Annotated in this window: 7 protein-coding genes; 3 read left to right on the forward strand and 4 right to left on the reverse strand. The window is 67.9% G+C overall.

Going from position 1 to position 12,903, the window contains the following annotated elements; all coding sequences use genetic code 11:
* Nucleotides 1-204 precede the first annotated feature (204 nt).
* From ettA to B9Y64_RS04675, 3 genes are all read left to right on the forward strand, one after another.
* The gene (gene ettA, locus B9Y64_RS04665; RefSeq protein WP_100439659.1) at nucleotides 205-1,869 is read left to right on the forward strand and encodes an energy-dependent translational throttle protein EttA; all 1,665 of its coding nucleotides are present in this window, start codon (nucleotides 205-207) and stop codon (nucleotides 1,867-1,869) included.
* Between the two features lie 92 nt (nucleotides 1,870-1,961).
* The gene (locus tag B9Y64_RS04670; RefSeq protein ID WP_005408048.1) at nucleotides 1,962-3,278 is read left to right on the forward strand and encodes an NCS2 family permease; all 1,317 of its coding nucleotides are present in this window, start codon (nucleotides 1,962-1,964) and stop codon (nucleotides 3,276-3,278) included.
* 82 nt (nucleotides 3,279-3,360) lie between these two features.
* Nucleotides 3,361-4,365: a DUF4434 domain-containing protein gene (locus B9Y64_RS04675; RefSeq protein ID WP_202909040.1), complete on the forward strand. Its 1,005-nt coding sequence runs from the start codon at nucleotides 3,361-3,363 to the stop codon at nucleotides 4,363-4,365.
* Here B9Y64_RS04675 and B9Y64_RS04680 read toward each other — a convergent pair.
* The 4 genes from B9Y64_RS04680 to wecB are packed head-to-tail and all read right to left on the reverse strand — an operon-like array spanning nucleotide 4,359 to nucleotide 12,726.
* Nucleotides 4,359-7,193 (reverse strand): NfrA family protein, encoded by a 2,835-nt coding sequence (locus B9Y64_RS04680; RefSeq protein WP_100439660.1) that lies wholly within the window; start codon nucleotides 7,191-7,193, stop codon nucleotides 4,359-4,361. The two genes, B9Y64_RS04675 and B9Y64_RS04680, sit on opposite strands and share 7 nt — an antisense overlap.
* Complete coding sequence (locus B9Y64_RS04685; protein ID WP_100439661.1) at nucleotides 7,190-9,337, reverse strand: glycosyl transferase family protein; 2,148 nt, start codon at nucleotides 9,335-9,337, stop codon at nucleotides 7,190-7,192. Before B9Y64_RS04685 ends, B9Y64_RS04680 begins: the two co-directional genes overlap by 4 nt.
* A gap of 6 nt (nucleotides 9,338-9,343) precedes the next feature.
* Nucleotides 9,344-11,545 (reverse strand): hypothetical protein, encoded by a 2,202-nt coding sequence (locus B9Y64_RS04690; RefSeq protein WP_100439662.1) that lies wholly within the window; start codon nucleotides 11,543-11,545, stop codon nucleotides 9,344-9,346.
* Nucleotides 11,542-12,726 (reverse strand): non-hydrolyzing UDP-N-acetylglucosamine 2-epimerase, encoded by a 1,185-nt coding sequence (wecB, locus tag B9Y64_RS04695; protein WP_100439663.1) that lies wholly within the window; start codon nucleotides 12,724-12,726, stop codon nucleotides 11,542-11,544. Before wecB ends, B9Y64_RS04690 begins: the two co-directional genes overlap by 4 nt.
* Nucleotides 12,727-12,903: the final 177 nt, after the last annotated feature.

Raw genomic sequence — 12,903 nt, forward strand, 5'->3', positions numbered from 1 at the left:
TGAACGGTCTCCGGCTGGAAACGCTTCCCGCTGCAGGACTGTGACGAGGTATTCAGGCCACGGCCAGCCCGGCGGCGCCTGCACGGCGCGGCCGCGAACCGGTTCCGGCTATAATTGGCGGTATTCCTTTTCAGTCTGTGCCCGCTGCCGCAACGGGATGTTCCCGTGACGGGTCGGGCGCAGGGCCGCGCCTACGGAGACCTCATGTCCTCGCAATACATCTACACCATGAACCGCGTGTCCAAGGTGGTCCCGCCCAAGCGGCAGATCATCAAGGACATCTCGCTGTCCTTCTTCCCGGGCGCGAAGATCGGCCTGCTGGGCCTGAACGGCGCCGGCAAGTCCACCGTGCTGAAGATCATGGCCGGCGTGGACACCGATTTCGAGGGCGAAGCCCGCCCGCAGGCCGGTATCAAGGTCGGCTACCTGGCGCAGGAGCCGGAACTGGACCCGACCAAGACCGTGCGTGAAGCGGTCGAGGAAGGCGTGGGCGAAGTGCTGCAGGCGCAGGCCGCGCTGGACGCGGTGTACCTGGCCTACGCCGAGGAAGGCGCCGACTTCGACGCGCTGGCCAAGGAACAGGAGCGCCTGGAGGCGATCCTGGCCGCTGGCGACGCGCACACCCTGGAAAACCAGCTGGACGTGGCCGCCGATGCGCTGCGCCTGCCGCCGTGGGATGCCATCGTCGGCAAGCTGTCCGGTGGTGAGAAGCGCCGCGTGGCGCTGTGCCGCCTGCTGCTGCAGAAGCCGGACATGCTGCTGCTCGACGAACCGACCAACCACCTCGACGCCGAGTCGGTGGAATGGCTGGAACAGTTCCTGGCGCGCTACACCGGCACCGTGGTGGCGGTCACCCACGATCGCTACTTCCTGGACAACGCCGCCGAGTGGATCCTGGAACTGGACCGCGGCCGCGGCATTCCGTGGAAGGGCAACTACACCGACTGGCTGACCCAGAAGGATGAGCGCCTGAAGCAGGAAGACAACCAGGAAAAGGCCCGCCAGAAGGCGATCCAGAAGGAACTGGAGTGGTCGCGCCAGAACGCCAAGGGCGGCCGCACCAAGGGCAAGGCCCGTCTGGCCCGCCTGGAAGAGCTGCAGTCGGTCGATTACCAGAAGCGCAACGAGACCAACGAAATCTTCATCCCGCCGGGCGAGCGCCTGGGCAATGCGGTGATGGAGTTCAAGAACGTCTCCAAGAAGTTCGGCGACCGCCTGCTGTTCGACAACCTGAACTTCCTGGTGCCGGCCGGCGCCATCGTCGGCATCATCGGCCCGAACGGTGCCGGTAAGTCGACCCTGTTCAAGATGATCACCGGCCAGGAAAAGCCGGACACCGGCGAGATCGTGGTCGGCCCGACCGTGAAGCTGTCCTACGTGGACCAGAGCCGCGACGCGCTGGAAGGCAACCACAACGTCTTCCAGGAAATCGCTGGCGGCCTGGACATCCTCAACATCAACGGCATCGAGATCCAGTCGCGCGCCTACATCGGCCGCTTCAACTTCAAGGGCCAGGACCAGCAGAAGATGGTCGGTTCGCTGTCCGGTGGTGAGCGTGGCCGCCTGCACATGGCCAAGACCCTGCTGCAGGGTGGCAACGTGCTGCTGCTCGACGAACCGTCCAACGACCTGGACATCGAAACCCTGCGTGCGCTGGAAGATGCGCTGCTGGAGTTCCCGGGCAACACCTTCGTCATCTCGCATGACCGCTGGTTCCTGGATCGCATCGCGACCCACATCCTGGCGTTCGAAGGCGACTCGCACGTGGAGTTCTTCCAGGGCAACTACCGCGAGTACGAAGAAGACAAGCGCCGCCGCATGGGCGACGACGCTGCGCCGAAGCGCCTGCGCTTCAAGGCACTGAAGTAAGGCAACAGGAAAGGCCGCGCTCGCGCGGCCTTTCTTCTTCTGGTGGGTCACCACCGTTGGTGGTGACTCCAATTATTGTTGTGAGATCCCCCATGTCCCTGTTCGAGCGCCTGTTCCAGCTGCAGCAGCACGGCACCACCGTGCGTACCGAGCTGCTGGCCGGTGTCACCACCTTCCTGACGATGTCCTACATCGTCTTCGTGAACCCCGAGATCCTCGGCACCACCGGCATGGATGCGGGTGCGGTGTTCGTGGCTACCTGCCTGGCTGCTGCGCTGGGTTCGGCGGTGATGGCGCTGGCCGCCAACTTCCCGGTCGGCATGGCACCGGGCATGGGCCTGAACGCGTTCTTCGCTTTCACCGTGGTCGGCGCCGCCGGGCTGCCGTGGCAGCAGGCACTGGGTGCGGTGTTCATCTCCGGACTGGTGTTCCTGGTGCTGTCGCTGACCGGCGTGCGGGCATGGCTGGTGTCGGGCATTCCTTCGTCGCTGCGCTCGGCGATCGTGGCCGGCATCGGCCTGTTCCTGGCGATCATCGCGCTGCAGAAGTCCGGCGTGATCGTCGGCAATGAAGACACGCTGGTGGCGCTGGGCCCGTTGAACACGGCGCCGCCACTGCTGGCATTGGCCGGCTTCCTGCTGATCGCGGTGCTGGAAGCGCGCCGCATCCGCGGTGCGATCCTGATCGGCATCCTGGCAGTGACCGGCGCTGGCTGGGCATTGGGCGACGTGCAGTACCAGGGCCTGGTCTCGCTGCCGCCGAGCCTGGCCCCCACCTTCCTGCAGCTGGACCTGCCGGGCCTGCTGCACCATGACGGTGGTGCGCCGATCGCGGTGCTGCTGCAAGTGGTGCTGGTGTTCGTGCTGGTGGAAGTGTTCGATGCCACCGGCACCCTGTACGGCGTGGTCGGTCGTGCCGGCCTGCTGAAGCTGCCGGGCGCGCAGAAGCGTTTTGGCCGTGCCCTGCTGGCCGACAGCACCGCGATCGTGGCCGGTTCGATGCTCGGCACCAGCAGCACCACCGCGTTCGCTGAAAGCGCCTCGGGCGTGCAGGTAGGCGGCCGTACCGGCCTGACCGCGCTGGTGGTATCGGCACTGTTCCTGGCCGCGCTGCTGTTCTCGCCGCTGGCGGCGATGGTACCCAGCTATGCCACCGCACCTGCGCTGCTGTTCGTGGCCGGCCTGATGCTGCGCGAACTGGTGGAAGTGGACTGGAGCGACCTGACCGAATCGGTGCCGGCCGCACTGTGCGCGCTGGCGATGCCGTTCACCTACTCCATCGCCAACGGCCTGGCGTTCGGCTTCATCGCCTATGCCGCGCTGAAGGCGGGCACCGGCCGCTGGCGCGAAGTGCATCCGGCGGTGTGGCTGGTGGCGGTGCTGTTCACCCTGCGCTACGCGCTGGAATAATCGGCAGGCGATGCCGGCCAGCGGCCGGCACTACCGGGTGGCGATTCACCTGCCACGCACGGTGCTCTGGGATGATGCGGGCATGGTTCGGCCCGACCTTCCCGCAGATCCGTCTTCGCCGTTGCGCCGCCGGCTGCTGCGTGCGGCGATGCTGGCGCCGTTGGCCGGTGCGCTCGCCACCCTGCCCGGCTGCTCGCTGCCGGTGCAGATCGATGGCACCTTCCTGCAGCCATGGCGCAGCCATCTGCAGTGGGGCCTGGCCGACTGGCAGCGCTCGTTGAAGCTGGCACATGTGCTGGGCTGCCGGCAGCTGGTGCTGCAATGGACCGGCATCCTCGGTGGCAGCGAGGGCGACTGGTCACTGCCCGACAGCAGCCTGCAGCAACTGTTCACCGCGGCCAGCGAGAACAACCTCCGCATCCGCGTCGGCCTGCCCTTCCAGCAACGCTGGTGGCAGGCCATCGGTGCCGACGATGCCACGCTGCAGGCATTCCTGGCCGACAGCCTGGCGCATGCACGCAGCTGGTTGGCACAGGCCCCCTGGGCACAGCAGCCGGCCTTCGGGGGCTGGTACCTGCCCTACGAACTGGAGCAGTACCACTGGGCCGATCCGGCCCGCCAGCAATGGCTGGCGCAGTGGCTGCACGGGCTGGTGCAGGCCGCCAGCGCGCGCGGCGGTGACTGCGCGATCTCCTGTTACTTCAGCCGCCTGCAGACCGATGGCAACCTGGTCACGCTGTGGCAGGCAGTACGTGCACACGCGGCCGTGCGACCCATGGTGCAGGACGGCGTGGGAGTGGCCGGTGCCGGCAATGTGCAGCAGCTTCAGCCGTTGCTCGATCATTTCCACGCACACGGCATCGGCTTCGATGCGATCGTCGAGCTGTTCCGTGAGCTGCCCGGCGGCGCTGCTGATGGCAGCGGATTCAAGGGCGAAACCGCCGATGCCGCACGTATCCAACGGCAGCTGGCGTGGGCGCACGGCAGCGGCGCACAGCATGTACTGGTCTATGCGCTGGAGCCGTGGCTGAGCCAGGACACGCCGCAGGCCGCGGCGCTGCGGCGACGCTGGGGCCTGCCTCAGTAGTAGAGGATGGCGGTGGCGAACAGGCCCTTGGCACGCTGCGTATCACCGCCACCGATCGCGAAGCGGTACTGCACGGTCAGGTCCAGGTAGGAGCGCGGCGTATTGTAGTGATCCTCGCGGAACCAGTAGCGCACGCCCACGCCCGGCCCCGCGCCGAGTGACCAGCTGCGCTGCGTATCGTTGAGCGCGAACGACTGCGCCGGGAACAGCGGGTAACGGATGTCGCGCACGCGCGAGCGCTGGTCCAGCCAGTCCGCCCCCACCACCACGTACGGCGTGACCACCCAGTGGGTCTGTCCGGCACCAAAGCGGAAGCTGCGGCCGGCGCGCAGTTCACCGGCAGCGAACCACTGTTCGCGGTGCAGGCGCCCGTTCGCATCGCCGATCCGCCGCACCGGCGTGCCGCTGGCATCGACTGCGTCCAGGGTGAAATGCGCGCTGTTGTCATCCCAGGTGTAGCCGCCCTGCGCGTAGCCGCTGACCATCCACCACTGGTTCACATCGGTGCGCAGGTCGGTGCCGTGGTAATAGCCGTAGGTCAGGTAGGACATCCAGCCACCGGAACCGCTGGCCAAGCGGTAGCGGGCCAGTGTGCTGGTTTCCAGTGGTGGGTTCAGGGCCAGCTGCAGGCTGCACTGCACAGCCGCCGATGCAGGATAGACATCGCCCGAGCGGGTGGCGCTGCCGAGAAACTGGCGGCGCTCGATGCCGGCGCTCAGGCCGGTCTGGCCGAAGGCGTAGCGCATGCCGAACGAGGCGATGGTGGACGGCCAGCCAGTGGTTGAACGCGAATGGCTGAGACGCTCGGCGCGTGCGCGTGCGTCCGGGGTCGATTCGCCGGTGCATGGATCCACCGCGCGGATCGATTCGTAGGTGCCGCCCTGGTCGTACAGGGTGTTGAGCAGTCGCACGTAGAGCTCCAGCGTGCCGTGCTGGTCGTTGAAAGCCGGGGGCCGCCAGAACGCTTCCAGCGTGCTGAACACCGAATCGCCCGGCGTACTGATCGCCGCGCCGCCGACATTGGTCGCCGCCTGGCGCGCGCCACGGAAACCGGCCGAGGCGATCACGCCCCACTCGCGCGAGTAGTTGGCGATGGCATCACGCACGTTGTAGCGCTGGTGCTCATCCAGCGGCAGCTCACCGGCATCGGCGCGATCAATGGCGCTGCGCAGCAGCGTCACCGCCTGTGGATGATCGCCGTTGGCCGCACTCGCGTACGCCTGGTCGAGCACGACGCTCTTCGGTGCATTGCCGGTCGCCTCGGCGGCACGGAAATCGGCCAGCGCGCGCGCCGGTTCGCGCGCCTTCTGGTTGAGGTAGCCACGCTGCATCAGCAGCCCGGCGTCGGCAGGATGCTGTGCCAGTGCCGTATCCAGGCGCTGCCGCGCTTCATCCTGCTGGCTGCGGTTGCCCGCCGCCAGCGTGGTGGTCAGCAGCTCCTGCAGCTGCGTGTCGTCCGGTGCGGCCTGCAGCGCCTGGCGCGCTGCGCCAATGGCCTCGGCATAGTCCTGCCGCGCGTAGGCTGCATAGGCGCGTTGTGCAGCGCCTCCGTCACCCTGCAGGTCCGCCGGCATCAGCTCGCAGACGTTGCCGCTGTCACCAGGCTCGCAGTACTGGAACGGCGCCGGATAGGCCTGCGCAGTCATCCGCGGAAGCTCGTGACTGGAACCGATCGCCCTGGTGCGCTGCTCGATGCCCTGCTGCAGCAGCTGCTGTGCCCGTGCGTCGCTCCCACCTGCAGGCGCCTCCCCCTGCAGCGGCACCATCAGTGCAGCCGCACGGGCGCGATCGCCGGCGGCCAGGGCCGCATCCACCGCCAGCAGGCGCACGTTGCGCTGCTGCGTTGTTGCTCCTGGCGTGGCGAGCGCGGCGTCGAAGTCCTCGTTGGCGAGCACGGTATTGCCTTGCCGCTGGCGCAGATAGCCGCGCATCACCCGCGCGTTGAGATCCTGGCCGTCAGCCTGCAAGGCCTGGTCGGCACTGCGCTCGGCGTCGGCCAACTGCCCCTGTTGCAGCTGCGCGGTGATCAGCAGCAACCGATACGAGGCGACCTCCGGTGCGAGCTCGACGGCGGCACGCGCCTGCGCGACGGCAGCAGCATCGTCCTGCGTGGACAGCGATCGATATGCCTGCTGGGCCTGCAGCAGCGCGCGCTGGTGGTTCAGCGCCACACGCCGGGTACGCAGCGCCTCGCCATTCGGCGCGCCCAGCTGCAGCGCGGTGGCAATGGCAGCGTCGGCCTGTTCGGGCTGCTGCTGCGCCTCCAGCGCAGCCACCCACAGCAACGCCCAGGCGCCCTGATTCGGCTGCTGCCGGAAGGCCTGCTCGGCCTTGCTGGCCGCCTCTCCCATGCGTCCGGCGTCATAGGCGGCGTAGGCCCCGGTGGCCAGCGCGTAGGCCTGCTGCCGGCTGCGGTCTGCGGCACTGCCGACCGGACGCGAGGGAGATGCAGCGCGCGCACTGCTGCCATCCGTGGAGGTGCTGCGTGCAGCGGTGGCAGCAGCCAGCGCCGGCAGGGCCGGATCCTTCAACCCCGCATCCAGTGCACGACGCGCCTGTTGCTGTGCCTCGGCCCCCCGGCCCAGTTTCTGCAACGCATAGATCTGCAGCAGGCGCAGCCGCACCACATCCGGGCGCAGCCGGATCGCTTCAGTGGACTGCTGGTAAGCCGCGCGGTAGTCGCCACGCTCATAGGCGGAGAACGCCTGCTCGGCAATGCGGTAGGCAGCACCGGACAGCGGCAGTGCGGCATCGGCCTGTGCCAGCACCGGCGCGGCCGCCGCGGCCAGTGCCACGGCAATGACGGTGGACAGCAGCGTGGTCTTCATGCCGGCATGGCTCCGGGAGGCGGCGACTGCAGCGCGGCCGCACGCCGGCGCTGCTCCTGCATGGCCTGGGCCACGGCGTCTTCGGTGGTGATGCCCTGCTTGACCAGGTAATCGCCGATGCGGCCATCGCGCTGCGGCTTGTACTCGTCCAGTGCGATCTCGAAGCGCGCGTGGTCGATCAGGCGCATTTCCACCAGCAGGTCGCCAAGCAGGGGCACGTCGTCCAGCTGCCAGTGCCGGTCACCGCCGATCAGGCGCAGGCCGGCGTTGATTTCGCTTTCGCGGGCAATGCTCTGTTCGATGTGCTGGCTGTGGGTTTCCTGCTTCAGCAGCGCCAACGCGTCTTCGGGCAATGGGCTGGCCACGGCCAGCCGCAGTGTCCCTTCCTGGCGCGGCGGCAGCGGCAGCATGCGCCACTGCACGCAGGCATCGGTACTGACCGGGAACTGGCAGGCCCGCAGGTAGTCCACATCGATCACCGCGCGCTGCAGGTCACCCTGGAAGGCGATCGCCTCGGCCAGGGTCTCATCGTCCAGCCAACCCTGTGTGAGCAGGATGCGGCCCAGCGGCTGCTGCCGCCCGGCATGCTGCTGCTCCAGCGCCTGCTGCAGCCGCTCCGGTTCCACTGCCTGCCAGGTGGTCAACAGCTCGCCCAGCTGTTTGCGGGTCTGCACCAGCTGTGCCGCATCCGGGAAGTCGTGCATGGTCTTGTCCCAGACCATGCGCTTGCCGAACAGCAGGTAGGCCAGGAACACCTTCCACGCACGGGCGGTGGCCATGAAATTGATCATGTTGCCGACCACCATGCGCGGGATCGACATCAGCGCATGCTCCCAGCCGTACAACCGGTTGACGAAGTAGAAACGCTGCACGACGCGGGTCGCCAGCGCCGCAGTGGTCAGCAGCGCGACATTCATCTGCCAGGTACCGGCCTGGAACACGCTGGGGAACTGCATCGTCCATACCCCGGTCATCTTCAACAGCCAGAACAGCAGCAGCTGCAGGAAAATGATGTAGGCGATGATGCTGACGAACGAGGTGATGATGCCCTTGCGGTCGCGCGCCAGCAGGTACTTGGTGGCCAGCGAGCCACGCCAGCCCAGCGACTCCCAGCTCTGCAGGCCGATGCCCAGTACCCAGCGTGCCTTCTGCCGGTACGAGGCGCGGAAATTGTCGGGGAAGTACTCGCGCACGCACAGTGCCATCTGCTGGGTGCGCTCGCGCACGGGCCCCCAGCCGAACCACGAGGGACGGCGCACGCGGAACTGCACCGGAAAGCGGGCGAAGATCGACTGCATGCCCATCGCCGCCAGCCGCGCACCAACATCGTAATCCTCGGTGAGGCTGTCGGTGTTGAAAGGCTGGTTGCCGGTCTGCGCACTCAACGCCAGCAACGCGCGCCGCGAGAAGCAGGTACCGACGCCAGCCGACGGCACCATGCCGGATACGCTCTCGCGCACCACCAGGTCCTTGGCGTGCCATTCGGCGAACTCGTCCATGTAGACACCGGCAACCAGTTCGTACCACTCGCGGTCCAGCGAAGTGACCGGCAACTGGATCATGTCCTTGCGCGGCAGCAGGTAGTTGTAGAAGCGCAGTTCCATCGGGTGCAGCACGTCTTCGCTGTCGTGCAGGATCACACCGGCGAACTCGATGTCGTGGCGCTTCTCGTAATCGAAGATCGCCAGGATCAGCCAGTTCAGGCAGTCGGCCTTGCTGGTCGGCCCGTCGTGCGGTACCTCCACGCGGCGCAGGCGCTTGTAGCGGCGCCGCATGCGCTCGACTTCGTCGATGGTCTGCTGGTCGTTGGGATAGGTGCCGACAAACACGACGTACTCGCGGTAGTCGAGCACATTGATCATGTTCTCCACCATCTGCGCGATGACGTCGTACTCCATCCACGCCGGCACCATGATCGCCAGCGGCTGTTCCGGCCGCTGCAGCAGGTCTTCCTGGGTCAACGGCCGGTACGCATCGCGGCGCTTGATGGTGAGCGTGCGCCAGCTCTCGCGCACCCAGTACCAGACATCGATGAACAGGTCATCGAGGCTGGAGATCAGGATCAGCACGGCAACCGCCGCCGCCGTGGTTTCCAGGGCGGCGTAGTAGTTGGCCAGCTGGATGTTCCAGAACAGACCGTCCACGGTGGATCAATGCCCTGCGTTGGCGGACTTGCGGCGGCGCACCTGGGTGACGCGGGCGGCCAGCAGCGCGAATACGATCACGCCGACCAGCAGCAGCAGCCAGACCATGTGCCGTTCCCACTTCGATTGCGGATTGCCGTCCTGCGCGATACGCGTGCCATAGGGATCCTGGCGGTCGAATTCGTGCACGGCATCACTGCCGTCGAGCACGGCAAGATCGCCCCGCAGCAGCCGGAACGGCGCGCCGAACGACGGCGCCTGAGCGCCCAGGTCGCTGTACAGCACGCCGAGCTGGCCGCCGGACGACCCCACCTGCACCACGGCGGCGCGATCCAGGCCGCTGACATCCAGCAGCGGCTGCGGCTTGCCACCGATCAGCAGGTGGCCGTCCTTCAGGCCGGCCACATCGACACCGGCCGGCGCCACGCCGAAGGCCAGCCACGGTGCGCCCGGGCTGACCGCGGCACCGGCATCGACCACCTTCAGCTCCGACGCCTCCGGCGAGGCGCCCACTGCGCTGGCCACCGCGATGACCTTGCCCAGCGATGCCGGCGCATCCTGCAGCCAGGCGCCGGGCACGAACACCTGGTTGCCACGTGACAGCTGGCTGCTGGCACCGACGAAATCACTGCCCAGCGAACGCTTGGCCAGGGTCAGGTGGCTGCTGGGCAGGATCGATACCGGATAGCCGGTGGCTGGATCGTGGCAGTAGGGGCGTGCCGGCTGGCGCAGGAAGCTGACCCGGATCTCGTTGCGCGCCGACAGCGCGTAGGCCGGTACCTTGGCCACCAGCCGTTGCGGCTGGCCGTTGGCCGACAGCACCTTGCCACCCAGCAGATAGTCGTTGAAGTAGATCGTGGCCACCGCGCCCTGGCCGGCAGCATTGGGGGCCGCCGAAACATCGATCACCACCTGCTCGGGCAGGCGGCCATCGGCCGACAGCGCGCCGAGATCGAAGCTGGCGCTGCGATCGGCGCGGGTGACCACATCCATCGTGCCGGCGATGTTGCCGAGCCGGCTCAGCAGCACCTGGTCACCGTCCAGCCTGGGCGTGCCCGCTGCGCTGACCTGCAGGCTGCGGCCCAGCGCATAGCTCCGCCACTGTTCGGCGAACAACCCAGCAACCTTGCCCGCTGCCGTCGGGTCGACCACCAGCGTCGGACGACCGGCAACGGCCACCACGCTGACCGACGCGTTGGCGGCGGGCTTCTCCAGGCCGCCCATGTCGGTGCCGCGCCACGCGGCAAACGCTGCGCCCGCATCAGCGCCAGCCGCGCCGACCTGTGCGGCCAGCGCATCCAGCGCCGCACGTACGCCGGATCGCAGAGCATCGCTGCCGATCATCACGTCGGCAGCCAACGGCCCGCTGTCACGCAACGACAGCAGCGCACCCACTTCGGCCAGATCCTTGATCGCATGCGCACGCTCGCCCTGAGCCAGCGCGGCATAGGCCGGCACGCCCTGCAGGCTGGCCGGGATGCTGATGCCGGCCAGGTCGACGCTGTCACCCACCTTGGGCAGCGCCACCACCTGTACCTGCTTGCCACCGGCCTGCAATGCGGTACCGATGCGCCAGGCCGCGTCGTAGGCGGGCGCCTGCAGCGCCTTGCCGTCCACCAGCAGGCGCACCTGCGGTGGCAACGCCCCCCACGCCTTGGCCACGGTATCCACGGCGCGGCCGTCGAAGCGGTAGCTGAAGCGCGAGTCTGGCGACAGCCGCAGCACGTTGGCCGGTGCACTCTGGTCGGCACACTGGTAGTCGGACACGATCGACCACCAGCCGACACCGACCCGCACGAACCCGTTCTGGCGGGGTTCGCCATCGATGGCCAGCAGCTGGCTGGCATCGCCCTGGGCATCGGTGATCGAACGCGCGGCGATGGGATCGCCATCGACCGACCACAGGCCCGAGGTACGCCCGGCGTGGCCGCGCACGTAGCGCCCATCGAGCTGCAGCTGCGCATCACGGGTGGCAACGCCGGCCGGCACCGGCAGGTAGACCTCGCGCTGGCTCTCCTGCCCGCTCAACACCAGCGGCTGGCGGAAGCCGAGTTCGCGCAGGGTCATCTGCCGGTTGACCGTGCTGTCGCCACTCCATTCGGCGAACTGGCCGGCGACGCTGTCGGCGGCATGGGCACTGCCGACCCCGCCCGACAGGACGAACGCGGCGGCGGAAACAAACAGGGAAGAGCGGCCGGTCTGGGTCATGGCGTCACTTCATGCGGATGGGGGTGGACGGCACCGCCACTGCGGAGACCGGGCGAGAACTCGGGAAGGGGCGTGCCGCGCAGGGCTGCGACGATGCGGGCGCTGGCGCGGCCATCACCGTAGGGGCTGGCATCAGGGTCGAAGCGGGTCGGCTGCGGGGGCTGTGCCAATGCTGCGTTGACGCCCTCGACGATGCGCGAGGGCGTGGTGCCGACCAGCGTCACCACACCGGCCTCGACCGCCTCCGGGCGTTCGGTGACGTCGCGCATCACCAGCACCGGTTTGGCCAGGGCCGGCGCTTCTTCCTGCACACCACCGGAGTCGGTGAGGATGGCATCGGCACGCTGCATCAGGCGCACGAAACGCAGGTAGTCCTGCGGCGGCACCAGGTGCACATTGTCGAGGTTGCCGAGGTGGGCGTTGACCGGTCCCTGCACGTTCGGATTGAGGTGCACCGGATACAGCACCTGCAGGTCCGGCCGCCGGGCCAGCTCGGCCAGCGCACGGCAGATGTCCTCGAAGCCCTGGCCGAAGCTCTCGCGGCGGTGGCCGGTGACCAGCAGCAGGCGGCGCCCGGGGTCGAGCATGTGGAAGGGTTGGTCGGCCCGGGCACGCAGTGCCGGATCGGCATCCAGGCGCTGCACGGTCTGCTGCAGGGCATCGATGACGGTGTTGCCGGTGACCAGGATCTGCCCGCCCAGATGCTCGCGGCCCAGGTTGGCGCGCGAGCCGGGGGTGGGCGCATACAGCTGATGGCCGACCACGTCGATCACCCGCCGGTTCATCTCCTCCGGCCACGGCCGGTTGATGTCGCCGGTGCGCAGGCCGGCCTCGACATGGCCGATCGGGATGCGGTGGTGGAACGCGGCCAGGGCGGCGGTCATCGCCGTGGTGGTATCGCCGTGCACCAGCACGTAGTCGGGGCGGACCTGCGTGTAGAGCGCGTCAAGCCGCTCGAACAGCTTGGAACACAGGCCATTGAGGGTCTGGTTCGGCACCATGACATCAAGGTCATGGTCGGCCGTGATCTCGAACAGCGACATCACCTGGTCGAGCATCGCCCGGTGCTGCCCGGTGATGCAGACCACCGATTCGATGTCCGCGGCCTGTGCCAATGCCCGCACCAGCGGCCCCATCTTGATCGCTTCCGGTCGGGTGCCAAACACCGACAGGACCTTCACCGGGGCGCTCCCGAAGGCCGGCGCGGGGGGAGACAAGCAGCAGTGGCCACGTCTGGATCCTTTCGGCGTTCCCGTCCAATACCCGCAGGCAGGAGACGGTCACCTCATGAGGGAACTCCAAATTCGCGACGTACATCACACTCAGTTGACGGTACGTGCGTCGTGGCATTGATCTTC

The organism is Stenotrophomonas maltophilia (genome assembly GCF_002799245.1).
GTDB classification, from domain to species: Bacteria; Pseudomonadota; Gammaproteobacteria; order Xanthomonadales; family Xanthomonadaceae; genus Stenotrophomonas; species Stenotrophomonas maltophilia_S.

Coding starts and splice junctions, on each gene's coding strand:
- ettA (WP_100439659.1), top strand. CDS start 205: ATGTCCTCGCAATACATCTACACCATGAACCGCGTGTCCAAGGTGGTC.
- B9Y64_RS04670 (WP_005408048.1), top strand. CDS start 1,962: ATGTCCCTGTTCGAGCGCCTGTTCCAGCTGCAGCAGCACGGCACCACC.
- B9Y64_RS04675 (WP_202909040.1), top strand. CDS start 3,361: ATGGTTCGGCCCGACCTTCCCGCAGATCCGTCTTCGCCGTTGCGCCGC.
- B9Y64_RS04680 (WP_100439660.1), bottom strand. CDS start 7,193: ATGAAGACCACGCTGCTGTCCACCGTCATTGCCGTGGCACTGGCCGCG.
- B9Y64_RS04690 (WP_100439662.1), bottom strand. CDS start 11,545: ATGACCCAGACCGGCCGCTCTTCCCTGTTTGTTTCCGCCGCCGCGTTC.